The 22,951-nt window shown below is 69.3% G+C and carries 19 protein-coding genes; 7 read left to right on the top strand and 12 right to left on the bottom strand.

The window, feature by feature from the left end:
* The first annotated feature begins 64 nt into the window (after nucleotides 1–64).
* The 4 genes from VEC57_15370 (at nucleotide 65) to VEC57_15355 (ending at nucleotide 4,011) form a co-directional block, all read left to right on the top strand.
* Nucleotides 65–787: a glycosyltransferase family A protein gene (locus VEC57_15370; protein HYC00512.1), complete on the top strand. Its 723-nt coding sequence runs from the start codon at nucleotides 65–67 to the stop codon at nucleotides 785–787.
* Entirely contained in the window at nucleotides 784–1,482 is a 699-nt protein-coding gene (locus VEC57_15365; GenBank protein ID HYC00511.1) for a glycosyltransferase family A protein, read from the top strand. The genes VEC57_15370 and VEC57_15365 overlap by 4 nt, the downstream gene beginning before the upstream one ends.
* Complete coding sequence (locus tag VEC57_15360; GenBank protein ID HYC00510.1) at nucleotides 1,479–2,642, top strand: nucleotidyltransferase family protein; 1,164 nt, start codon at nucleotides 1,479–1,481, stop codon at nucleotides 2,640–2,642. The genes VEC57_15365 and VEC57_15360 overlap by 4 nt, the downstream gene beginning before the upstream one ends.
* 184 nt (nucleotides 2,643–2,826) lie before the next feature.
* Nucleotides 2,827–4,011: an amidohydrolase family protein gene (locus VEC57_15355; protein ID HYC00509.1), complete on the top strand. Its 1,185-nt coding sequence runs from the start codon at nucleotides 2,827–2,829 to the stop codon at nucleotides 4,009–4,011.
* Nucleotides 4,012–4,039: 28 nt separating this feature from the next.
* Here VEC57_15355 and VEC57_15350 read toward each other — a convergent pair whose 3' ends face one another.
* Entirely contained in the window at nucleotides 4,040–5,056 is a 1,017-nt protein-coding gene (locus VEC57_15350; GenBank protein HYC00508.1) for a protein-L-isoaspartate(D-aspartate) O-methyltransferase, read from the bottom strand.
* Between VEC57_15350 and VEC57_15345 the strand changes: the two genes are divergently transcribed.
* Both VEC57_15345 and VEC57_15340 read left to right on the top strand, forming a co-directional pair.
* Nucleotides 5,046–5,480 carry a hypothetical protein gene (locus VEC57_15345; GenBank protein ID HYC00507.1) on the top strand — a complete coding sequence of 145 codons (435 nt, stop codon included), beginning with the start codon at nucleotides 5,046–5,048 and terminating at the stop codon, nucleotides 5,478–5,480. The genes VEC57_15350 and VEC57_15345 overlap by 11 nt on opposite strands.
* Before the next feature lie 202 nt (nucleotides 5,481–5,682).
* Nucleotides 5,683–6,588, top strand: a complete 906-nt coding sequence (locus VEC57_15340; GenBank protein HYC00506.1) for an alpha/beta hydrolase — start codon at nucleotides 5,683–5,685, stop codon at nucleotides 6,586–6,588.
* On the opposite strand, the gene VEC57_15335 is transcribed toward VEC57_15340, so the two are convergent.
* The 10 genes from VEC57_15335 to VEC57_15290 form a co-directional block, all read right to left on the bottom strand.
* On the bottom strand, nucleotides 6,572–8,479 hold the full coding sequence (locus tag VEC57_15335; GenBank protein ID HYC00505.1) for a DUF3604 domain-containing protein: 1,908 nt from the start codon (nucleotides 8,477–8,479) through the stop codon (nucleotides 6,572–6,574). The two genes, VEC57_15340 and VEC57_15335, sit on opposite strands and share 17 nt — an antisense overlap.
* Nucleotides 8,476–8,874 (bottom strand): hypothetical protein, encoded by a 399-nt coding sequence (locus VEC57_15330; GenBank protein ID HYC00504.1) that lies wholly within the window; start codon nucleotides 8,872–8,874, stop codon nucleotides 8,476–8,478. Before VEC57_15330 ends, VEC57_15335 begins: the two co-directional genes overlap by 4 nt.
* 73 nt (nucleotides 8,875–8,947) lie before the next feature.
* Nucleotides 8,948–10,072, bottom strand: a complete 1,125-nt coding sequence (locus tag VEC57_15325; GenBank protein HYC00503.1) for an ABC transporter permease — start codon at nucleotides 10,070–10,072, stop codon at nucleotides 8,948–8,950.
* A gap of 61 nt (nucleotides 10,073–10,133) precedes the next feature.
* Nucleotides 10,134–11,288, bottom strand: coding sequence for an ABC transporter permease (locus VEC57_15320; GenBank protein ID HYC00502.1), 1,155 nt, complete (start codon nucleotides 11,286–11,288; stop codon nucleotides 10,134–10,136).
* A complete protein-coding gene (locus VEC57_15315; GenBank protein ID HYC00501.1) occupies nucleotides 11,285–13,333 on the bottom strand; it encodes an ATP-binding cassette domain-containing protein in 2,049 nt (682 codons plus the stop codon). Before VEC57_15315 ends, VEC57_15320 begins: the two co-directional genes overlap by 4 nt.
* Before the next feature lie 31 nt (nucleotides 13,334–13,364).
* Nucleotides 13,365–14,513 (bottom strand): HlyD family efflux transporter periplasmic adaptor subunit, encoded by a 1,149-nt coding sequence (locus VEC57_15310; GenBank protein ID HYC00500.1) that lies wholly within the window; start codon nucleotides 14,511–14,513, stop codon nucleotides 13,365–13,367.
* On the bottom strand, nucleotides 14,510–16,099 hold the full coding sequence (locus tag VEC57_15305; protein HYC00499.1) for a TolC family protein: 1,590 nt from the start codon (nucleotides 16,097–16,099) through the stop codon (nucleotides 14,510–14,512). Before VEC57_15305 ends, VEC57_15310 begins: the two co-directional genes overlap by 4 nt.
* Nucleotides 16,100–16,199: 100 nt before the next feature.
* A complete protein-coding gene (locus VEC57_15300; GenBank protein HYC00498.1) occupies nucleotides 16,200–17,480 on the bottom strand; it encodes a cytochrome P450 in 1,281 nt (426 codons plus the stop codon).
* A 168-nt stretch (nucleotides 17,481–17,648) separates the two neighbouring features.
* Nucleotides 17,649–19,085: an aldehyde dehydrogenase family protein gene (locus tag VEC57_15295; GenBank protein ID HYC00497.1), complete on the bottom strand. Its 1,437-nt coding sequence runs from the start codon at nucleotides 19,083–19,085 to the stop codon at nucleotides 17,649–17,651.
* Between the two features lie 244 nt (nucleotides 19,086–19,329).
* Nucleotides 19,330–20,589 (bottom strand): DEAD/DEAH box helicase, encoded by a 1,260-nt coding sequence (locus VEC57_15290; protein ID HYC00496.1) that lies wholly within the window; start codon nucleotides 20,587–20,589, stop codon nucleotides 19,330–19,332.
* Nucleotides 20,590–20,953: 364 nt separating this feature from the next.
* On the opposite strand from VEC57_15290, the gene VEC57_15285 reads away from it, so the two are divergent.
* Nucleotides 20,954–22,111 (top strand): response regulator, encoded by a 1,158-nt coding sequence (locus VEC57_15285; protein ID HYC00495.1) that lies wholly within the window; start codon nucleotides 20,954–20,956, stop codon nucleotides 22,109–22,111.
* Nucleotides 22,112–22,238: 127 nt separating this feature from the next.
* Here the strand turns inward: VEC57_15285 and VEC57_15280 are convergent, their stop codons facing one another.
* Complete coding sequence (locus tag VEC57_15280; GenBank protein ID HYC00494.1) at nucleotides 22,239–22,718, bottom strand: thioredoxin family protein; 480 nt, start codon at nucleotides 22,716–22,718, stop codon at nucleotides 22,239–22,241.
* Between the last annotated feature and the right edge of the window lie 233 nt (nucleotides 22,719–22,951).

Below are 22,951 nucleotides of genomic sequence, written 5' to 3'. Positions count from 1 at the left end.
CCAAGGGAAAGCGGGCGCAGGCACCGCAGGCAAGGATTTGCCTTGTTGCCGACGCGCGGCGAGATTGGCCGCCGGTATCGACGTCGTGTTCCACGTCTCCTGCATCATTCCCGCCTTCAATGCCGAACGCTACCTCGCCGCCGCCCTCGACAGCGCGTTGGCGCAGACCCGTCCGCCCGACCAGATCGTGGTGGTGGACGACGGATCCACCGATGCGACCGCGGCAGTGGCGGCAGGCTACGGCGCGCGCGTCGTGCTGCTGCGGCAGGCCAACGCCGGCCCGGCCGCAGCCCGCAACCGCGGCATCGCCGCCAGCGCAGGTGACGTGCTCGCCTTCCTGGACGCCGACGACACGTGGGAGCCGCGCAAGCTCGAGCTCCAGCTCGAGCGCCTGCAGCAGCGGCCGGATCTCGACTACTGCGTGACGATGCTGCGAAACTTCGTCAGCGAGGAACTCGAGGACCGGCGCGTGCGCGATCCCCGCCTGCTCGAGCCCATTGCCGGGTTTTCGCTGACGACGCTCGTGGTGCGGCGCGGCGCCATGGAGCGCATCGGCACGTTCAACGAAAAGCTCGAACACAGCGACGATACCGATTGGGTCCTGCGTGCCAGTGAGGCCGGCGCGGTGCACGAGCTGCTGCCGCACGTGCTGGCGCGCCGGCGGCTTCACGATGGCAACCGTAGCCAGCACTTCGGCAGCCAGAGCCGCAGCGAGTACCTGCACCTGGTCAAGGCCGCGCTGGACCGCCGCCGCCGCGGAGCGGGCGCCGGAGGCTCGTCCACGTGACGACGCCCTCGCTCGTCAGCGTCGTCATTCCGGTCTGGAACGGCGAGCGCTTTCTGCGTCAGTGCCTGGACTCGGTGCTGGCGCAGGAGCATCGCCCGCTCGAGATCATCGTCGTCGACGACGGCTCCACCGACGGCAGCGCGCGCATCGCCGCCGGCTACGCTTCCGCCGTGCGCGTGCTGCGCCAGGAAAACCGCGGCCCGGCCGCCGCCCGCAATGCGGGTCTGGATGCTGCAACGGGAGAGTACATCGCGTTCAACGACTGCGACGACCTGTGGCAACCGGGAAAGCTCGCGCGCCAGCTCGAGGTGATGACACGAAACGCCGAGGTCGATCTGTGCCTGACGTGGGCGCAGAACTTTTGGGAAGCCGAGCTGGCAGCCGATGCCGCACGCTACGCCGACCATCCCATGTCCAGGCCCTACGGCGGCTATTCGATCCAGAGCGTGCTCCTGCGCGCGCGGTCGCTGGCGCGCCTCCCGCGCCTGCCCGAGGAGTTGCGCCACGGCGAGACCGCCGTCTGGATGGAGAGTGTGCGCGCGGCCGGCGGCGTCCTTCATACGATCGAAGAAGTCCTCGTGCGGCGCCGCCTGCACGCCAGCAACATGACGCGGCTGGAAGTGGATTCGGCCAATGAAGGCGTGATGCGCTTTCTCCAGCATCGCCTGCGCGTCCGTCGCGGCGAGAGCTCGTGACCACGGCCGACGGGGCGCTGCTCGCGCCGTCGCTGCCCGCTGCCGACCGTACGCTGCTCCTGCGTGCGCTGCTGCTCGAACGCGATGGCGCGCGCCGGGCCTGGCAGCAATGGCGAGCGCGCCATCCCTCACTGCTCGACGTGCTCCGACGCGAGCGTACCGATGCCGTGGCGGCGCTGCTGCCGCTGCTGCAGCGCCAGGCCGAGCGCCACGATCTGGAGCTGTCGCCGGCGGAGGCGACGCGGCTGCGGACGGCCTCCCTTCGCGAGGAGCTGCGTGCACGGCTGTATGCGGAGGTGTTCGGTCGCATGAGCGACGGCCTCGAACAGGCCGGCGTCGCGTTTCTGGTTCTCGGTGGTCGCCCGTTGGCGGAGCGGCTGTACGAACGGCCCGAGCTCCACCACACCGGCCCCGCCGAGATCGTCATCGGCGAAAGCGACGCTGCGGCCGCCGCGGCAGCGCTGGTTGCTGCCGGCTTTCGCGACCACGGCCGCGCCGGCGAGGCTGCGTGGATGCGCCGTCGTTTCGAGGACAACAGCGGGCTCGTGGTCGCGGTCGGCCATACCGTTCTGCCCCATCCTCACTACCACCTCGCGGCTCCCCACGTATGGAAGGACGCGATCGTGATGAGCGCGGCGCAGCGGCGCGTGCGCACTCCCGCCTTGCACGATCAGCTCGCCGCCTGCTGCGTTCGTGGTGCGTGGACCGGCTCCCGTCGCTCGTTGCTGTGGATGATCGACGCGGCGCTTCTTGCGCGATGCGAGGCGCTGCGGTGGCCGGTCCTCGAGCAACGGCTGCAGCAAGGACACCTCTCGTTGCCGCTCGCCGTCGTGCTCGGTTACCTGCGCGCGACCCTGGAGGCGCCGGTGCCGCAGGAGGTCGTCGATCGTGCATCCCGGATGCAGGTGTCGCGGCTGGATCTGCAGGTAGCGCTCGCCGCGGCGGCAGCCGCTACCGATACGTCCCTTGCGCAGCTGCTCGCCGCTCTGCGCCGGAGCCGGCGGTGGGGCGTCGGCGTCCGGTGGGCGGTGCGGCCGGATGCGACCGTTCGTGAATGGGAGTCGGGGCAACCGCGGCCGCAGCCATCCTTGGCCGCCGCGCTGCAGCGGCCGCTGGGATTCGTCGCGCGCCGCGTGCGGAGCGCGATCCACGCACGCTGACGCGGTGGGCGGCGGTCCGCTTCCGTGCCCGCGGCGCGAGGGCTAAGAACCAGCCGGTCTCGGCCGCATCGGCCGGCTCGACGGCGACGCTGGCCACCATGGTCCTTTCGATTGCCTTCGATACCTACGCCGTCGCGGATTCGATCGTTCGCGACGTGCCGCGATGACGACACAGGGGCGTTGCATGACCATCAGGGACCTCGGCTTTCGCGCATTCGACTGCGACAACCATTACTACGAAGCCGAAGACGCGTTCACCCGGCACATCGATCGGCGCATGGCCAAGCGTGCGATGCAGTGGGCGGTCGTCGACGGGCGCAAGCGTTTGCTGGTGGGCGGCCGCATCAACCGTTTCATTCCCAATCCCACCTTCGATCCGGTGGCCAGGCCGGGAGCTCTCGACGAGTTCTTTCGCGGCAGGAATCCCGAGGGAAAATCGATGCCCGAGCTGTTCGGGCGCCTCGAGCCGATCCGTGCCGCCTATCGCGACCGTGACGCGCGCCTGGCGCTGATGGACGAGCAGGGCATCGAGGCGGCGTTCCTGTTTCCGACGCTCGGCGTCGGCATGGAGGAAGCGCTCAAGCACGACCCTCCGGCGCTCGTCGCCGCATTCGGCGCTTTCAACCGCTGGCTCGAGGAGGACTGGGGCTTCGCCTATCGCGAGCGTCTGTTCGCCGCTCCGATGATCACGCTCGTCGACGTCGATGCGGCGGTGGCCGAGCTGGAGCGGGCGCTCGAACGCGACGTGCGCGTCGTCTGTCTGCGCTCGGCGCCGGTGGCGACCCGCAGCGGGAACCGCTCGCCCGGCGACGCGATGTTCGATCCGTTCTGGGCGCGCGCCAGCGAAGCGGGCGTGACGGTCGCGTTCCATTCCGGGGACTCGGGCTACCACAGGTATGCGGAGGATTGGGGCGAGTCGTCCGAGATGGAAGCGTTCCGCTATTCGCCGCTGCGGCTGGCGCTGTCGGCCAACCCCATTCTCGACACCATGGCCGCTCTGGTCTGCCACGGCGTCTTTGCGCGTCATCCGCGTCTGCGCGTGGCGACGATCGAGTCTGGGTCGGAGTGGGTAGCGTTGTTGCTGGCGAAGCTGAAAAAGGCCCATGGGCAGATGCCGCAGGCATTCGTCGAGGATCCGCGCGAGACGTTCTGCCGCCACGTCTGGGTCTCCCCGTACTACGAGGACGACATCGCGGAGCTGCGCGATGCCATCGGCGCCGGTCACATCTTGATGGGATCGGATTTTCCGCATGCCGAGGGCCTTGCCGAGCCGACGGCGTTCGTCGACGAATTGTCAGGCTTCAGCAGCGGCGACATCCGTTCGATCATGCGCGACAATGGCTGGTCGCTGGCTCGGCGGGTGGCGTGAGGTCGTTGCGTCGGGGATTCCGACGTCGTCACATCGGATCAGCTTCATGATCGGCCGCGCACGTGAGCGGAACGAAGGCCACCGGCAGCACCGCGCGGTGCTGGAGGCTGCCGTCGTGATCCTTCGCGATGAGTACGAGCATCTGCGCGCGCTCGCCGCGATCCACCGGCGCGACCAGACGACCGCCCGGAGCAAGTTGCTCGAGCAACGGCGAGGGGATCTCGGGGCCCGCAGCCGCCATGAGGATGGCATCGTACGGTGCATGCTCCGGCCAGCCGTCGTGCGCATCCGCGCAGCGTAGCTCGACGTTGCCATACCCCAGACGCGTGAGCGTCTGGCGCGCGCGACGACTGAGCGGCTCGACGATCTCGATCGAATAGACCTTGTTCACCAGCTGCGCCAGGACGGCGGTCTGATAGCCGGAGCCGGTTCCCACCTCGAGCACCACGTCGTTCTTGTCGAGGTCCAGGAGCTGGGTCATCGCCGCTACGATGTATGGCTGAGAGATGGTTTGTCCGAAGCCGATGGGCAGTGGCTCGTCCAAGTATGCGTTGGCGATCTGGTCGGGCGGAACGAACTCGTGGCGCGGAACGTCCAGCATGGCCTGCCGGACGCGCTCATCGAGGCTGTCGATGCCCAGGTACTCCGCGGTTTCCCGGACCTCCTCCTCGATGCGGTGGAGAAGGGCGGCCCGCTCGCACGCGAACGGCGTCTGCACTGAACCATGGTTCGCCATGTGCCCGAACAGCATTCCATCAGGGGCGGGAGGAGACAGAAAGGCCTGTCGAAGCGGCGTCCGATGCCGTGTCGTACGGCCATGGGCGGGAGCCTGCGACCCGTTCGAACGGTCGAGCGTGGCGCCGAATAGTGAAATTGCCCACTTCGACTTGACTCCATCGCGCGAAGAGAAAATGGAATGCAGGGTTCTGAAACAAATCATCTTCGCTGGCGCACTCCGGTCGCCATCGGGGGCTTCAATCACGCACGAAAAACAGGCGCAGCATGCAGGAGAGCTGCGCCCGGAAGGATGGTAGGTGCCAAGCAAAGGCTTTCGTAAGCAGGTCATCATGGCGCTGCAGGCTCGCGACAAGACCCTCCGCGGGCTGGCCAAGCACCTGAAGGTTCCCATCGGGTCGCTCAGCTCCATGCTGAGCAACGGGCATCTGCCCGAAGACAAGGTGGAAGGCTTCGCCAAGTTCACCGGCATTCCCCGTTCGGTCGTGCAGCGCGAGCTGCGCATCGTGGGGCCATACCAGAAGATGCGGCGTCTGCAGGTGCAGATTCCGCGCGGCAGCCGCGGAGCGGACATGGTTCCCTTCCTCAAGAAGTTGATGCGGCTCGGCATGCCGTCGCTGACCTATGCACAGCTGACGCACCTGTGGCGCGTCTCGCTGGCGCGCCCGGATGAGCCTCTCAATACCGCCACTGCGCGCAAAGAGCTGAAGGAGCTCAGCAAGCGGGAAAAGTGAGCCCGCCGGATCCATGCCGCCGCGGCTCGAGGTGAGCTGCGGCGGCAAGACCGGCTTCGGCGCTGCTGCCCGTTACGGCGGCGCTGAAAGGCCGGAACGGGACGACTCTGCGAGCGGCCGGACCCGCGCCGTGACGTTTCGCCGCGATCTGCTACGAAGGCGCAACGGAAAGCCTTCATCCTGCCCCCCGCGGAGACCTGCCATGCCCAGAGCCGCCTGCAACGGCATCGAAATCGAGTACGAAACGTTCGGCGATGCCGGCGCGGCGCCGCTCCTGCTGATCATGGGCCTCGGCGCGCAGATGATCCTGTGGCCGGAGGAGTTCTGCGAGGCGCTGGCCGACGCCGGTCATTTCGTCATCCGCTTCGACAACCGAGACGCGGGCGCCTCCACCCATCTGCATGAGGCGCGCATGCCGGATATCGCGATGGCGATGGCGGCCGCCTTTGCCGGGCAGCGGGTTGAGGCGCCATACACGCTCAGCGACATGGCCATGGACGCGGTCGGGCTGCTCGACGCGCTCGCCGTCGACTCCGCGCATGTCGTCGGCGCCTCCATGGGCGGGATGATCGCGCAGACTCTTGCCATCGAGCATCCGGCGCGCGTGCGGACCCTGACCTCCATCATGTCCTCGACCGGCGATCCGACGCTGCCGCAGGCAACGGCCGAGGCGATGAGCGTGCTGCTGACGGCGCCGCCGCTGGATCGCGACGGCGCCATCGCCCACGCGGCGCACGTCTTCCGTGTCATCGGCAGCCCCGGCTATCCTTTCGACGAGGAGTGGGTGCGAGCGGTGGCCACGCGCTCCTACGATCGCGGCTTCGATCCGATCGGCACCGGCAGGCAGCTGGCGGCGATCCTGGCTTCCGGCAACCGCACCGACCGTCTGACCGCGGTGCGCGTGCCGACGCTGGTCATTCACGGCAAGGACGATCCGCTGGTGCGCCTGGAAGCCGGAATGGCCACGGCCGCCGCGATCCCCGGTGCACGGCTGGTCGTCCTCGAGGGCATGGGACACGACCTGCCGCGCGATCTGTGGGCGCGCTACGTGCAGGAGATCGCGGCGCTGACCGGCGCCGCCCCCGCCGAGGTCAGGAAGCTGGGCTGAAGAAAATCGGGGAGGTCCAGGCGCGCTCGCGGATCAGGCGTGGCGCGCTGCCGTCGCAGCAGTACGCGAGCTCGCGCGGCACGCTGCTGCCGTCCTTGCAGCGCACGCCGTTGTCTTCGCACACGCGCGCCGACCACCGGCAGCTCGGCCGCTCGACCACCCGCGCGTAGTAGAGCGCGGGCTCACTCCCATCGAAGTCCGGATCGCGCCATGCAGTGCAGAGGCTCGCCGCTCCGTGCGCCGCCGGCTCCGCGCACGTCTCGGGATCGGGCGCTCCCTCGGCGCCGGCGGCCAGGGCAACGTCGTAGGTCTTCTCGCGCGCCTCATCCCCCTCGACCCACAGCTTGACGATCTGCACGCGCTCGAGCGGCGTGCCCGGCTGCTCGCCGGTTCCGGCATCCTGCATGGCCGAGACGATGAAGACTGGAGCCGCGCCGCCGGTGGCTGCGCCGAGGCTGCCGCCCATCGGAACGCCGTCGCGGTAGCCGCGCTCGACCAGGTCGGTGCTCGCGCAGATGTCGCTCGGGTAGGTCCAGCCGCCGAAGAAGCGCACCAGCATGCGCGGTCCGCTGGTGCCGTAGGCTTCGCGGCGGCGGATGGCGGCAAAGAGCGCATCGCGCGAGTTCTCCTCCGCCCAGAGCACGGCCAGTCCGCCGGGGTTGAACGCGAGCGAGTCGGGCACCAGCGGAATCTCGTGGCGAGTGACGTCGCCGCCGGCGCCGTGGCCGGGATAGCCGCTTTCGTCGGCGAGGCCTGCCGCCGCCAGATGCGTATCGGTGGCCGCGATGACGCCCATCTCGTAGGGGTTGACGCCGATGCGGCGCTGGATGCGCAGACCTTCCGACAGGATGTCGCGAGCGAACGTGAGAGCGCCCGGCGGCTGCCAGCGGAATGGAAACGGCTGCTCCTCCATGCGCGCGAAGGGAAGCTTCTCGAAATTGCAGAGCTCGTCGGCCGCGGTCGCGCGGCATTCCGAATCGCCCTTGTGCTGCAGGACTTCGAGCAGCGGCTCGTGGCGCGCGCGCCGGCGCGCCGAGGCCGCGTCGAATGCGTCGTTGGCCGCGGACTCGAACAGCAGGCCGCCGGAGAGGTTGGTGTTGTGCGGGATCGTGACGAAGCGGCAGCCTTCGCGCTCGCACTCTTCTTCGAGGCGCGTCCACAGCTTGTCGCCGTCGGAGGCATCGAGGAAGCTGACCGGCAGGCGCGGCGCGCGCTCGTCGGCGAAGATCACGTTGCGATGGGTCATGTATCCGCCGGGGCCTCCGCTCCACTCATAGGCGACGAAGCTCGTGAACGTGCATGCCGAGGTGCGGTCGTAGGCCTGCTCGGCCGCGTCGCGAATGATCTGCCACGGGCCCACGCCGGCCTCTCGGCATCCGACGCCTTCCTCGCCGCAGAAGCTGTAGCGTTCGGGGCCGGCGATGCTGAGCATCCGGCTGGCCACGAAGAAATACGTCAGCAAAGGCCAGCGCCGGTAGGTCGTGCACACCAGCGAGTCGTACGCGGGGGAGCCTGGCGTCTGGCACAGGTGCAGCTCGCCGAGCAGCTCGGCGTGATCGGTGACGGCAGCGAAGTCCAGCGGCCGGCTCAGGCGCACGGTGCGGCGCGGCTGGCCGCCGGCGGCGTAGGGCTGCAGTCCCAGCGGCTCGCCGCGTGCGAAACGATACGCATCCGCGGGCAGGTTTCGCACGCCGAGCGCATTGGCATCGAACGACAGCGAAGTGTGCACGTGAAGGTCGCCGAAGAACGGAGATCGCAGCTCGTTGTAGGCTGCGCACGGCTCGCGATGCTCGGTTCGCTCGAACGATGCGGCCGTGCCCGACGCCCACGGCGCGAGCAGGCCGAGCAGGGAAGCGGCCAGCAGGAAAGGTGCGCCTGGATGACGTCTCACTCGAAGACCTCGAGCAGCGTGGCGTGCAGAGAGGCCGAGCGGAAGGGCGTGCGGTAGAGCGGGAACGTCGCGGCCGCAGCGACGAGCAGGAGCGCGGCGGTCATGGTTGCGGCGGCGAGGCCGGCGCTGCCGAACGCGCGCTGCATGGCGGCCGCGGCCAGGCTCGCCACCAGGCGCAGCACGCCGGCCCATAGCGCGATCTGCAGGACCAGCAGCAGCACGACGGTGCGCAAGGCACCGGCCGGTCCTTCGACCGCGATGAAAGTGAGCGTCAGCGCAAGAAGCTGCAGCAGGCGGGCAACCGGCACATGGCCCACGACGACCAGGAAGAACGGCACCGGCGCGGCCAGCAGCAACGCCAGCCACAGGAGATTGCGGGCACGTGCCTGCGTCATCGCGGCGCGATTGTCGGCGCGCGGCAGGCCCAGGCAAGCGCCGCGCCGGCGGCGGCCGAAGATAGGGACAGCTTCAGGCCAGGCGCGGCCGGGAGCGCAGGCGTATGAAGACGAGCATCAGGGCGAAAAACCCGCTCAGTGCAAGGAACGGCACGACGACGTCGTCGAGGCCGCCGCCGCGCGTGATGATGCGGCGGATGCCGATCTGGTACCACCGCAGCGGCATCAGCGCGCCGATGTGGCGCGGCACATCGGGCATGAGCTGATGCGGCATCATCGCGCCGGACAGCACGAACGAGGGCATGATGAAGAAGACGCTGATGAAAATGGCCTGCGCGACGGTCGCGGCCAGCGTCGAGACGAAGACGCCGAGGCCGAGCGAGGCCAGCACGAAGGGCAGAGTGAACAGCGCGAGCGCGAACAGGCTGCCCGCCGGCCAGATGCCGAAGGCGAGGCCCGGCAAGAGGATGGCCAGGACCAGGACGGCGTAGCACAGAAAGACGGTCGGCAGCAGCTTGCCGAGCACGATCTCGAGCGGAGTCGTGGGCAGCGACAGCATCTGCTCGTAGGTTCCCTCTTCGCGCTCGGCCACCAGCCCGAACGCGGCAAGCGACAGAGTCACGTTCGTCAGCAGCATGCCGGCGAGACTGGCCAGCAGGAAATGGCGATCGTCGAGCGTGTGGTTGAAGAGAAACCTCTGCCGAAGCTCCACCGGCGCCGGCGCCGCGGCCAGCTGCTCGCGTCCCATCGCCACCGACGCGGCGATGGCGCGAATGTAGGCGCCGATGCGCGCGGCGCTGAGCGGGTCGGCGCCGTCGAGCAGGATCTGCACCTCGCCCCTGCCGCGCAGTACGTCGCGGTGAAAGTCATGCGGCACCACCACCAGCGCGAGCGCCTCCCCGCGGTGGAGCATCCCGTGGCCGTCGTCGTAGCTGGCGACGGTGCGGGCGGGCAGGAAATACCCGCTCGCCTGGACCTCGGCGATGAGGCGGCGCGAGTAGCTGCTCTGGCTCTGATCGAGCACGATCCAGGGGACGTTGGCCGGCTTGCTGGTGAGGGCAACGCCGAACAGGAACAGGAACATGATCGGCTGCACGACGGAGACGCCGATCAGCACCTTGTCGCGGCGCATGAGCGCGCCTTCCTTGAAGGCCACCGCCCACACGTTGGTCCACATCGTGCGCAGCCCCTTCACCATGGAAGGTGCCTCCCTGCCACGTCGTCGGCAGGCATTCCGCCCCGCTGCGCCGCTGCCTGCTTCATTCGCGCGACTCCAGCGTTCGGCGCGCCAGCACGACCAGGGCGATGCCGAAGCCGACGATCACCAGCATCTCCGGCCACAGCTCGGCCACGCCTTCGCCGCGAAGGTAGATGGACCGGCTGACGTTGATGAAGTGCGTGGCGGGCAGGATCATCGAAACCCACTGCACCGGCTCGGGCATGTTGCGGATCGGGTAGACGAACCCGCTGAGCTGCACGAGCGGGATGCTGAACAGCACGGTCTTCTGCACCGCCTCGGCAGCGGTGGCCGAGGTCGCCGAGAAGATCAGGCCCATCGCCAGCGACGTGACGACGTAGAAGCTGGCGATCGACCAGAACAGCAGCGCGCTGCCGCTCGGCCATGCATCGAGCACCCACGACGCGGCCAGCATCATCACCAGCACGTCGAAGGAGAACACCGCGCCCAGCGGCAGCAGCTTGCCGAGCACGATCTCCAGCGAGGTTGCCGGCGTCAGCTGCAGCTGTTCGAACGTGCCGCCGATGCGCTCGTTGACGATGGAGACGGCGGTGATGAGCGTGGTCAGGAAGCTCAGCACGAAGCCGAAGGTGCCCGCCACCATGTACGGCCGGCCATCGAGCGTGGGGTTGAAGAGCACTCGCACGCTGCTGCCGACTCCGCCGCCGGCTGCCGTCATCGACGCGGCGGCCTCCACGCGCGCGATGCCGATGTCGGCGCCCGCATGCTCCCGCAGCGCAGCAGCGGTGATGCCGCGCAGGAAGCCTTCGGCATTGGCTGCCAGCACCGCTTCGGCGCCGTCGTAGAGGAGCTGGATCTGCGCAGGCTCGTCGCCGCTGGCGGAGCGTGCCCGCGCGCGCTCGAAGTCCGATGGAATGATGATGCCGACGCCGATGTCGCCGTTGATGAGCGCGCTGGAAAGCTCGTCGCGGCGTACGTAGGAACGCGCTTCGAAGGCCGGGTGCGTGGTCAGCTCGGCCACGATGCGGCGGCTGAGCTCGCTGCGCGCGCCGTCGAAGACGCCGAGCGGAATCCCCTCCACCTCCGTCGACACGACGAATCCGAACGCCAGCAGCGATCCCAGCGGCACCGCCACCAGGACGAACAGCGTGAACGGATCGCGCAGCGTGGCGCGGATCTCGCGCAGGATCAGCGTTCGCAGCCGCCTGAGGCTCATCGCCCGCCCTCGTGAGCAGGCGTGCCCCGGCCCGCGGCGTCGGTCGTCGAAACGGCGCCGACGGACCGACCGCCGGAGTGGGCGCCGTTCCCGTCCAGGATGATGCGGCGGAAGATCGTCGCCATCGGCGGCTGATCGACGCGGACGCGGCCGCACGCCTCGCTGCCCGCCGCATCGCAAACGCTGCGCAGCATGGCGGAGGTGGCGCGCGCACTGCTCAGGTGCAGGCCGGCCGGGTTTTCGTGGACCGTCCAGCCTGCGCGCACCAGCTCCGCCGCCGCCGCGGCGCGCCGCTCGGGCGGCAGCTCGCACGTCGCCGTGTAGCCCGGAGAAAAGCGCGCGCGCAGCTCTTCGGGCTCGGCATCGACGACTATGCGCCCGCGATCGATGAACGAGATCAGATCGCAGTAGTCGGCCTCTTCCAGGAAGTGCGTGGTCACGAAGACCGTCACGCCTTCTTCCTTGTGCTCGCGGATGAGCTCCCAGAACATCGCGCGGCTCTCGACGTCCACGCCTGCGGTGGGCTCGTCCAGGAACAGCATGCGCGGATCGTGCAGGGTGGCCAGCGCAAGGCCGGCGCGCTGGCGGAGCCCGGCCGGGAGGTCGTCGCTCTGGCGCGTCTCGGCCTCGGCCAGATCGAAGCGCTCGCGCATGCCGCCCCAGCGCCGCTCCAGCTCCTTGCCGGCAATGCCGTGCAGCCCTGCGTAGAACTCCACGTTCTCGCGCAAGGTCAGACCCTTGTAGAGGCTGACGCGCTGGCCCATGTATCCGATCGCGTCGCGCACCCGCCGAGGATGCTCGATCACGTCCACCCCGGCCACGACGGCGCTGCCTTCGCTCGGCGCCAGAAGCCCGATCAGCATGCGGATCGTCGTCGTCTTGCCCGAGCCGTTGGCGCCGAGAAACGCGAAGATGGCGCCGGCAGGCACCGAGATGTCGGCTCGATCGACGGCCGTGAAGCTTCCGAAGCGCCTGGTCAGCCCGCGGGCGTGAATGATGGGCTCGGCCGAGACCGGCACCAAGGCGGCGGCGGCAGTCGAGACGGTCTCCGTGCGCGGCTGCGTGCCCCTGCCTTCGGCTCCGTGCGAGAGCGCAAGCAGCGTCGATTCCAGATCGCGCGGCGCCGCTTCGGCCAGCGCCACGCCGGCGATCTCTTGCAGGTCCGAGCACACGGCGCGCACGGTCAGCGAGCGCACTCGCGGCACTTCCACGCGAACGAAGCGGCCGCAGACGCGGGCGCGCACCGTGTAGGGCAGCGAGAGCGCGCCGCGCACCGCCGCGGCGGCATCGTCGGTCCAGGCGCGGTAGGCATCGATGCCGGCGACCGCCTCGAGCTGCCCGGGACTGCCGTCGGCCACGACGCGCCCGCTGTGAAGATAGACGAGGCGGTCGCAGCCTTCGGCTTCGTCCAGATAGCTGGTGGAGACGACGATGAGCACCTCACGGCGGCGCTCCTCGAGAATCTCGTAGATCTCGCCTCGCGCCACCACGTCGACGCCGGCGGTCGGCTCGTCGAGCACGAGCAGCTGCGGCTCGGGCAGCAGCGCGTTGGCGATGGCCAGCTTCTGCTTCATCCCACCGGACAGATCGCCGGCCGCGCGGTCTCGGAACGGCGCCAGCCCCGTGCGCTCGAGCAGCTCCTGCTCGCGCCGTCGGAAGACGTCCCTCGGGATCCGCTGCAGGCGCGCGGTGAACGCGAGGTTGTCGGCGATCGAGAGGTTGCGCTGGAGGCTGAAGGATTGGGGAACGTAACCGACCACGCGCTTCAGGTCGCGCACGTCGGCGCGAAGATCATGGCCGAGCACCGTGGCCTCCTCGGCTTCCACTTCCAGAAGGCCCGTCAGGCAGCGCAGCAGCGTCGTCTTGCCGGCGCCGTCGGGCCCGACCACGCCGACCATCTGCGCGCCCGCGACGTCCAGGTCGATGCGGTCGAGCGCGACGAGGTTGCCGAAGCGCTTGCGCAGTGCGCGCAGCCGGATCGCAAGCGGGGCCGGCGGGCCTTCGACGGCTGCGCCGCCGGGGCGGGCTGCGGCGCCGCTGCTCATGCGGCCGCCGCCATCGTGCGGCGCCTGCCCGTCATGGCCGCTCGCCGCTGTCCGCCGCGCCAGCCTGCAGATCGTCAGAAGGTGCTGCAGCGGCCGGCGGCGATGCCTCCGGCGGATGCACGGCGGCGGGCGCTGGCTGCACCGCGGCTGGTCGCGGCTGCGCCACCGCCGTCGCGCCTTCGCCGAGATGGACGTTGCCTTCGGTGCCCGGCACGAAACGGGCGACATCCTCGAGAATGCGGATCTTGACGCGATAGACCTGACCGATGCGGTCGTCGCGCGTCTCGATCTTTTCGGGCGTGAAGTTGGCGCGGTCGGCAACGAAGGAGACCGCGCCGGGCACGCGGCGGCCGGGCGTGCTGTCGAGCTCGATCCAGACGCGGCGTCCCACCGGCACCAGCGGCAGATCGGAGACGCTGACGTAGATCTGCACGTACTTGTCGAGCGGATCGAGCACCGAGGCGATCGGCGTGCCGGGTTGCGCGAGCTCGCCCGGCCACAGCAGCTGGGTCTGCACGACGGTCGGGACTTCGGGCGCACGGATGGAGTATTTCGCCTGCGTCACCTCGAGCTCGGCCAGCTGGCTCTCGGCCAGCCGCCTCTGCTCGCGCAGCACGTCCAGGCGCGCGCGAGCGGCGTCGACACCGGCAGCTTCGGCCTGGGCGCGCGCCAGCATGCGCTCGGCACGGTCGACGGCGCTGCGCCCCGCAGCCTCCCGGGTGCGGATCTCGTCGAGGAGCTGTCTGGTGGTGGCGCCGGTGCGTCCGAGCCCTTCCTCGCGCTGCAGCGAGCGCACCGCCAGCTCATACTCCGATCGTGCCTGCGCCAGCTCGGCCTGACGCGCGCCGAGCTCGGCCTTCCAGGTCCCCTCGCGCAGCGTGACCTCGTGCCCGGCCTGCTCGATCTGGCGCATCAGGACCTCGATCTCGGTGCGCTTGCTCCGCACTCTGGCCGCGATGTCGGCGTCGTCGATCCGAGCGACGATGGCGCCGGCCGGCACGGCATCGCCTTCGCGGAAGGCGACCTCCAGAACGCGCCCGCCGACCTCGCTGCGAAGCACGCGTTCCTCGCCCTCGACGAAGCCGGTGTAGTAGACGTCGCCGTCGTCGTCGTCGGCAAGAAGGCGCCAGGCGACGGCGGCGAGCGCGAGCAGGACGAGGGCGAAGACGATGCGCTTCATGGCAGCGGCGCCTCCGCGCCTGGTGCGAGCAGATCCGCCAGCGGCGCGCCCATGAGCTGCTGCAGCTCCGCGCGCCGGGCGTGGGCCTGGTACAGGGCGGTGGCCAGAGTGACGCGCTGGCGCGTCAGAAGCGACTCCGCATCCAGCAGGTCCTCGCTCGTGGCCCGACCCAGCTCGAACTGCTCCTGGCGGATGCGAAGGTTCTCCTGCGCCTGCTCGACGGCCTCGGCCGCCGAGCCGGCGGCGGCGATGCGCTCGGTGGCCGCGTCGTGCGCGCCGCGCACGAGAAGCTCGATGTCGCGCCACGAGCGGTCCAGCACGAGCCGCGCGCGCCGCGAGGCAGCGTCGAGCTTGGCGATCTGCGACTCGCGGCCGAGGTCGGTGCCGAGGTCCCACTCCAGTCCCAGCGTCGCGCTGGCGTAGTGCTGAGGCTGGACGATCTCGGCGCTGGTGGCGTCGTAGGCCGCGGTTGCGCCGAGGCGTGGAAAGCGCGCGCGCACGAGCGAGGTGCGTCGCTCCTCCAGCGCCTGGATCTCTTCGAGCAGCGAGGCCAGAACCGGGCTCGCCTGCCGCGCGGCCGCGACCGCATCCTCGACTCGAGGCAGGCGCGGAGCGCCGGCGACATCGAGCACGCGCGTGGGCGCGTCCACCGGCAGGCCGATCGTCCGGTTGAGGCTGCGCCGTGCGTGCGCGACCGCCAGCTCCTGGCGCATGAGCAGCTGGCGCGACGTCGTCAGCGCGACCTGCACGACCAGCACGCCATTGCGTGTGAGCTGTCCGACACGCGCGCGGGCATCGGCATCCTCGAGCTGCTGCCGCTGAAGCTCCACGGTCGTCGCCGCGACCTCGCGCAGTCCCTCGGCCTCGAGCAGCGCGAGGTACGCCTGCACGACCGCGCGCTCCTCCTCGAGCTGGGTTGCCCAGCGCCGCGCGCGTTCGGCACGATAGCTGGCCTGCGCCGACGCCAGGCCGTGGCGCAGCTCGCCGCTGACGTCGAGCGCCAGACGCACGGCCGCGGTGACGCTGCCGAAGTCCTCCTCGCGAACGGCGACCGTGAAGGAATCGGTCGGCGTCGGGCCGGGAAGCGCGAATGGCAGGGCGACCGTGTTGCCGAGCTCGTCGCTGAACCAGGCGTAGTTGCCGCGCACGGTCGTGCTCGGCAGCAGCGGTGCGCGCGCGATGGCTACGTCCCGTGCCGCCATCGTCTCGCCGGCGGCGGCGATCGCCATGCCGCGGCTGTGACGCGAGGCCAGGTCGAGTGCAGTCGCGAGGTCGATCGGCGCGGACGCCGCGATTGCGGCGGCGTCGCTTGCGGCACCGCCACCGTCCGTGCCGCCGTCGTCGCGGCGTCGCGCGGCGTCACCGATCGCGGCGCCGGCACGATCTGCGGTGACGTCGCCGGCCGAATCGACGCGTACTGGCGGCTGCGACAGAAGCGATGCCCGCTCGATCTCCCGCGCGCGCCGCTGCTCGCTCCATCCTCCGTCGCCCTCGGGCCGGGTCAGGCTGCACGCGCTCAGCGCACACAGGCAGGAAGCGGCGATGGCGCCCCAAACCGTGCCGCGTGCAGGACCGAGGATGGGCATGGGCGGGGGATCATGCCGCGTTGTCGCGGTGTGTCCACCCGGCCGCGCAGTCCGATGGGCCTGCGCAGGTCGCTTATTGATGCGTAAGCAGTCCGCCAGTCTAGGCGGCCTTGCTCGGACGGCCGGGCGTGAATTCGCACGGCATGCGCTTGATGCCGTGGATGAAGAACGAGAGCAGGCGCGCGGGCTCCTCCGTGATGCGCAGGTCCGGCAGGCGCTGCATCAGGTTGCGGAACATCACCGTGATCTCGCGGCGGGCGAGGTGAGCGCCCAGGCAGAAGTGGGGCCCGGGGCCGCCGAAGCCCACATGCTCGTTGGGCGTGCGCCGGACGTCGAACCGGTAGGGCTCGGGGAAAACGTCCTCGTCGCGGTTGGCCGAGTTGTACCACATCACGACCTTCTGGCCTTCGGCGATCTTCACTCCCGACAGCACCGTGTCGCGCGTGGCGGTACGACGGAAATGAATGACCGGCGAGGCCCACCGCACGATCTCCTCGACGGCCGTCGGCGCGATGCGCTCGAAATCGGCGGCCCAGATGCGGCGCTGGTCGGGATGATCGCAAAGCGCCTTCATGCCGTGGCTGATGGCATTGCGCGTGGTCTCGTTGCCCGCCACCACCAGCAGCACGAAGAAGGAGCCGATCTCGGCGTCGGTCAGGCGCTCTCCGTCGACCTCCGCATGCAGCAGCGCCGAGGTCAGATCCTCCGTGGGCTTCTCGCGCCGCACCTTGGCCAGGTCCTGCATGAGATTGGAGAGATCCTGTCCTGCCGCCAGGAGGGCCGGAACGATGGCGGCGGGATCGGCGACGTAGTCGGGATCGCCCGCACCGAGAATGATGTTGGTGCGGTCGAACACGAACTTATAGTCGGACTCGGCGATGCCCATCATGTCGCAGATGATCTTGAGCGGCAGCGCCGCAGCGATATCGGCGACGAAATCGCACTGGCCGCGTTCCACGACGTCGTCGATGATGCGAGTGGCGGCGCTTTCGACGGTGGCCTCCAGGCGCCGTAGCATCTGCGGAGTGAAGCCGCGCGAGACGATGCGGCGAAGGCGCGCATGGCGCGGATCGTCCATCACGATCATCGAGCTGAAGAATTCGCTGAAGTCGGGCGGCAGATCGATGATGTTCACGCCGCCGCGCGCCGACGAGAAGATCTCGGGCGAGCGGCTGATCTCGAGCACGTCGCGATATCTGGTCACGGCCCAGAAGCCGGGCCCCTTGCCGAGCATGGGCACGTCGGGCTCCTCGTGGAAGGAGAGAGGACGCTCGGCGCGCAGAGTGCGGAAGGCGCCTTCGCGCTCCTCGAGAGGACGCTGCCAGAAGGCGATGTCGGAAAGCTGGATCTCCTCGACACCGAGAACGCTACGCGGCTGCATGCGGTTGCCTCCGTCAGGCCGGGGCTGTGGGCCCGGGCTGCACGTGCTTGCAGTATACCCGGCGCGGCGCGGAGGCGAGAGGGCTCCGGGCGGCGGCGCACAAAGCGACGGCCCCGCTCTCGCCGAGAGACGGGGCCGCGCGCTACGAACAGGAGCTCGTCGGCGAAGCTAGGCCGCCTTCGGCGCGCCCAACACCGCCTTGACCTCGAGAAACTCTTCGAAGCCGAACTCGCCCCACTCCCGGCCGTTGCCCGACTGCTTGTAGCCGCCGAAGGGCGCACCGAAGTCGGGGCCGGCGCCGTTGATGTGCACGTTGCCGGTGCGAAGCCGTGCCGCCACGCGCAGGGCGTGATCGGGATCGCTCGACTGCACGTAGCCCGACAGGCCGTACGGCGTGTCGTTGGCCATGCGGATGGCCTCCTCCTCGTCGTTGTACGGCAGGATTGCCAGGACGGGGCCGAAGATCTCCTCGCGCGCGATGGTCATGTCGTTGCGCACGCCGGCAAAGACGGTCGGGCGGACGTAGTAGCCACGCTCGATTCCATCGGGCAGTCCGGGGCCGCCGGCAACCAGCTCGGCGCCTTCGGCGATGCCCTTCTCGATGAGGCCCTGGATCTTGTGCCACTGCTGCTTGCTGACCACCGGACCGATCGCTCCCGGAGGCGCGGTGGCCGGATCGGCAACCTGCACCTGCGAGGCCGCCTCGCGAGCGATTCTAACCGCCTCGGCGTGCTTGGCGGCGGGCACGAACATGCGCGTCGGCGCGTTGCACGACTGGCCGCTGTTGGTGAAGCAGGTGCGGATGCCGTTGGTGACGGCCGTGGCGAGATCGGCATCCTCCAGGATGATGTTGGCGGACTTGCCGCCCAGCTCCTGCGCCACGCGCTTGACGGTGTCGGCGGCGTTCTTGGCCACCTGGATGCCGGCGCGCGTCGAGCCGGTGAACGACATCATGTCGATGTCCGGGTGCGCGGCCAGCGCCGTGCCCACGCCGGGACCGTCGCCGTTGACGAGATTGAACACGCCCTTCGGCACGCCCGCCTCATGCAGAATGTTGGTGACGACGATGGCGTTGAGCGGTGCAATCTCGCTCGGCTTGAGCACCATGGTGCAGCCGGCTGCCAGCGCCGGAGCGACCTTGCACAGAATCTGGTTGACGGGCCAGTTCCACGGCGTGATCAGGCCGCACACGCCGACCGGCTCGTGGACGATGCGCGTCTTGCCCTTCATGCGAACGAACTCGTAGGACTTGAGCACCTCGAGCGTCTGCATCAGATGCGCGAGCCCGGAGGGCGCCTGCGCCGCCTGCGCGAGCCACATAGGCGCGCCCATCTCCTCGGAGATCGTGGTGGCCAGCTCCTGCAGATGGTTCTGATAGGCGCCGATGATGCGCTCGAGCAGCGCCACGCGCTCTTCGCGCGTCGTCTGCGAGTAGGTTTCGAACGCGGCCTTGGCGGCGGCGACGGCCTTGTCGACGTCCGCCTTGGAGCCGAGGCTGATGCGGCCGATGACTTCTTCGGTGGCGGGGTTGAGGACGTCGATGGGATTGGGCTCGGTGGGCGCTACCCACTCACCGTTGATGTAGAAGCTCAGGCATTCCTTCATGGTCGATCTCCGATGGCGCGGCGTCCGCACGTCGCGTGAGGAAGTAGTGATGGCAGCGGGCCGTCCGCCGACCGCTGCGCTTGAAGGCGAAGATTGGCAGAGGCCGCTCCAAAGTCCAGATGCGTCGGCGCTCGGCGCACGCATGTCCGCCACCGACCTCCCGGCGTCCGTATCGGTGGGGCATCGGAGTCGGGCTCGGGAGCAGCCCGGCGCTTCGCGAGAGGCGCCGGGCCATCCCTGTGGGCTAGACCGGTCGTCCGGAGCGGCGAGGGGCGCCGCGGGACGGGCCCGAATGCCCGCGCGGCGCGAACGACTTGACGTGCCGCGGCTGCTCGCGCCGTCCGCGCGCCGGATCGACCGGCAGCGCTTCCATGCGCGTTTCCGCCACCGCCAGCGCGCATCCCGTCATGCGCTCGATGCTGCGCAGATAGCCGCGCTCGCTCGGATCGCAGAACGACACGGCAACGCCCTCGGCGCCGGCACGCGCCGTGCGGCCGATGCGATGGACGTAGCTCTCGGCCTCGTTCGGGATCTCGTAGTTGATGACGTGCGTGACTCCGACCACGTCGATGCCGCGCGCCGCCACGTCCGTGGCCACGAGCACGCGCGCCTGTCCCTTGCGGAAGCAGTCGAGCGCACGCTGGCGCGCGTTCTGCGACTTGTTGCCGTGAATCGCTTCCGCCCGCACGCCGCTTCGATCGAGCTGCTCAGCTACGCGGTTGGCGCCGTGCTTGGTGCGCGTGAACACGATCACGCGCTCCAGCGAAGGATCCTCGAGCAGGTTCGCCAGCAGCGCGCGCTTGCGGGCCGCGTCGACGAAGTGCACGCGCTGCTCGACGCGGTCGACGGTCGGGTTGCTCGGCGAGATCTCGATGCGCATCGGATCGCGCAGCACCTCTTCGGCAAGGCGCGCGATGTCGGCGGGCATCGTGGCCGAGAACAGCAAGGACTGCCGCTGCGGCGGCACCAGTCGCACGATCTTGCGAAGGTCGCGCAGGAATCCCATGTCGAACATGCGGTCGGCTTCGTCCAGAACCAGGATGCGAACGTCGCTGAGGCGTACATAGCGCTGCTCGATGAGATCGAGCAGGCGGCCCGGCGTTGCCACGAGCACGTGCACGCCGCGTTCGAGCGCTCGTACCTGCGATCCTTGCCCCACGCCGCCAAAGATGACGGTGTGGCGCAGGCCCAGGTGACGACCGTAGTCGCGGATGGAGTCGGCGATCTGACCGGCCAGCTCGCGCGTGGGAGCGAGGATCAGCGCCAGTGGAGCGCCCGGGCGCGGCCGCTGCCCTCCACCCTCGGCCAGCCGCTGAAGGAGCGGCAGGGAGAAGGCGGCGGTCTTGCCGGTGCCGGTCTGGGCGATGCCGAGAATGTCGCGGCCGGCAAGGACCGGCGGAATGGCCTGGGCCTGGATCGGCGTCGGCGAGGTGTAGCTGCGCTCGATGAGGGCGCGGCGAAGAGGCTCGGCCACGCCGAGTTCCTGGAACGAAGTGGTGGTCACGTACGGATGTCCTTGGTGCGCGAGCATCGCGGCGGCCAGGCCTTGGCGGCGGCCACGCATCGAGCTCGGGCGCTTGGTCGATTCCCACGCGCGGTGGGGACGGACTGGCTGAATGGGGGTTTTGCTCGGGACAGGGCGCTGTCGATGTGAACCGGGAGCGCTTCGCGCGATCGCGAGTAACCGTTGGAGCAGCGACAGTGCGCATGGCGTGGCGCGGAGTCAAGGCGCGGCCGGCCATACCGCTGTCGCCCCGTCGGCCGTCTGCCCATGGTGCGGCTGCGCCGGCGCGGTGAGGGAGGTCGGTGCGGTCGAGGCGCGAACGGGCCTCGCCGACGGCCATCATCTCTGATTTACTCTAGCCGCGATGGCTTCTGGCGCCCTACGCATCCTGCTCGTCGAGGACGACGAGGACGATTATGTCCTGACGCGCGAGCTTCTCGCCGAGGCGCAAGGGGAAGGCTTCGACCTGGTCTGGGCTCCCACTTATGCCGATGCCGTTCGCGAGATCCGCCGCGGCCGCTTCGACGTCTTTCTGGTCGACTACAGGCTCGGCGAGCGCACCGGCCTGGACCTGCTGCGCAACGAGCTGCAGGAAGGGCGGCTCGCCCCGGTCTTCATCCTGACCGGACACGGCACGCACGAAGTCGACGTGGAGGCGATGAAGCTCGGTGCGGCCGGATACCTGATCAAGGGCGAGCTGCGGGCGCGCGAACTGGAACGCACGATCCGCTACGCCATCGAGCGACGCGGGCCTGCCGACCCCGTAAGCCACGTGACAGCCAAGCGTGGCCGCGTCGTCGCCTTCTTCGGCGCCAAGGGCGGGGTGGGAACGACGACGGTGGCTGCCAACGTGGCTGCCGCCCTGGCCAACCGCGGCCTGCCGGTGACCACCATCGAGATGCGCGGCAACTACGGCGTGCTGTCGCGTCTCCTCAACGTCAACGCCATCAGCGACATCGGCCGCCTGCTCGCCGCGCGCAGCGCCGACGGCATCGGCACCGACACCATCGACGAGCACGTCAGCCGGCACATGAGCGGCCTTCGGCTCCTGGCTGCACCGCAGACGCTGCTGAGCTACTGCGACCTGCGCGGAGACCAGGCCGCGGCGATCGTCAACGCGGCTTCGCTGAACTCGGACCTGGTGCTGCTCGACCTGCCCAGCGAGACCAGCGAGGCCAATCGAGAGGCGCTGCGCCAGGCGGACCTGATCGCGCTGGTCATCGACCGATCGGACCCGTCCTCGATCGCGGCAGCGAAGATCATGATCGAAGTGCTGAAGTTCTGGCGCGTCAAGGCCACCGTCGGCAGCGTGATCGTTTCGCGCGTGCAGGTGCCCGAGGCGGTGTCGGCCGCCGACGTCAATACCCACCTCGAGCTCAAGAAGTACGGCATCGTGCCGCCGGCGCCCGACCTGTTCTACCGCGCCGCGGTCAATCGCCAGCCTCTCGTCCTGGCACGCCCGGACCATGCGGTCGCGCGCGCGCTCGACGAGCTGGCGCTGTGCATGCTGCTGATCCGCTGAGCGCGCGGGCGGCGCTCACAGCTTCCAGAGACGCTCGATTTCGCCTGGCTTGCGCAGCATCTGGTCGACCTTGCCGAGGTGCACGGTCTCGATGTCGATGTGCTCGCGCGCGTAGTCCTCTCGTGGATCAGCTCTGGGCGGGCATCGCCAGCACCGCGTTCATCGAACGCATGACGGAGCCGGAGTCGCTTTCGTTGTAAAAGTACTTGTATTGGTCGCGCTGCTCGGTGACCTCCGTCAGCAGGGTGCCGTCGGGCCGGAGGAAGAACGTACGCGGGATGTACTCTCCGTCGGGCGCGTACCTGCCGCTCAACGCCGGGTCCTTGTCCTTGTCGATGCGAATCATCACGAACTTCTTCGAGAGCTCGACGAGCTTCGGGTCGTGAAACAGCCTGGAGTAGTTGGTGCAGTGCGGGCACCACTCGGTGTAGAACACGAGCATCACCGGCTTGCCGGCGCTCTTCGCCTCGGCCAGGCCCTGCTCAAACGGCTTCCAGGCGATGCCTGCGTCGTTCCAATCGCCGCCAGCCATCGCGGTCGTGGCGAGGAGAGCGACGAGGATGGCGGTGGCGGCGACGACGCTGCGAAGTTGGCGAAGGATCGGCATCTGGCGTCTCCTGTTCGGCGCGTTCGGGTCCGGTGGCGCACGTCTGGCGACAGTCAATCCGAATCGTCCCAGCAAGGCGAGGACGCGCTGCCCGCAGGACGAGGTGTCGGAGCGCCGGCTTCCTTCTTCCGCCCATTGACGACTCGCGACGGAAAGCCGACCGCCTGCGCGACGTCTCTCCACCTCCTCCCGGCACTCACCCGTCAGAGTTCGTTTTGTAGGCCATAAAACGT

The organism is Candidatus Limnocylindrales bacterium (assembly GCA_035626395.1).
GTDB lineage: Bacteria > Desulfobacterota > Binatia > UBA1149 > CAITLU01 > DASPNH01.
This window is presented reverse-complemented; position numbering and strand designations above follow the sequence as displayed.

What these genes read in the sequence shown, in the direction of transcription:
- VEC57_15355 (HYC00509.1), top strand. Translation starts at nt 2,827, where the DNA reads ATGACCATCAGGGACCTCGGCTTTCGCGCATTCGACTGCGACAACCAT.
- VEC57_15340 (HYC00506.1), top strand. Translation starts at nt 5,683, where the DNA reads ATGCCCAGAGCCGCCTGCAACGGCATCGAAATCGAGTACGAAACGTTC.
- VEC57_15330 (HYC00504.1), bottom strand. Translation starts at nt 8,874, where the DNA reads ATGACGCAGGCACGTGCCCGCAATCTCCTGTGGCTGGCGTTGCTGCTG.
- VEC57_15325 (HYC00503.1), bottom strand. Translation starts at nt 10,072, where the DNA reads ATGGTGAAGGGGCTGCGCACGATGTGGACCAACGTGTGGGCGGTGGCC.
- VEC57_15320 (HYC00502.1), bottom strand. Translation starts at nt 11,288, where the DNA reads ATGAGCCTCAGGCGGCTGCGAACGCTGATCCTGCGCGAGATCCGCGCC.
- VEC57_15315 (HYC00501.1), bottom strand. Translation starts at nt 13,333, where the DNA reads ATGAGCAGCGGCGCCGCAGCCCGCCCCGGCGGCGCAGCCGTCGAAGGC.
- VEC57_15310 (HYC00500.1), bottom strand. Translation starts at nt 14,513, where the DNA reads ATGAAGCGCATCGTCTTCGCCCTCGTCCTGCTCGCGCTCGCCGCCGTC.
- VEC57_15305 (HYC00499.1), bottom strand. Translation starts at nt 16,099, where the DNA reads ATGCCCATCCTCGGTCCTGCACGCGGCACGGTTTGGGGCGCCATCGCC.
- VEC57_15300 (HYC00498.1), bottom strand. Translation starts at nt 17,480, where the DNA reads ATGCAGCCGCGTAGCGTTCTCGGTGTCGAGGAGATCCAGCTTTCCGAC.
- VEC57_15295 (HYC00497.1), bottom strand. Translation starts at nt 19,085, where the DNA reads ATGAAGGAATGCCTGAGCTTCTACATCAACGGTGAGTGGGTAGCGCCC.
- VEC57_15285 (HYC00495.1), top strand. Translation starts at nt 20,954, where the DNA reads ATGGCTTCTGGCGCCCTACGCATCCTGCTCGTCGAGGACGACGAGGAC.
- VEC57_15280 (HYC00494.1), bottom strand. Translation starts at nt 22,718, where the DNA reads ATGCCGATCCTTCGCCAACTTCGCAGCGTCGTCGCCGCCACCGCCATC.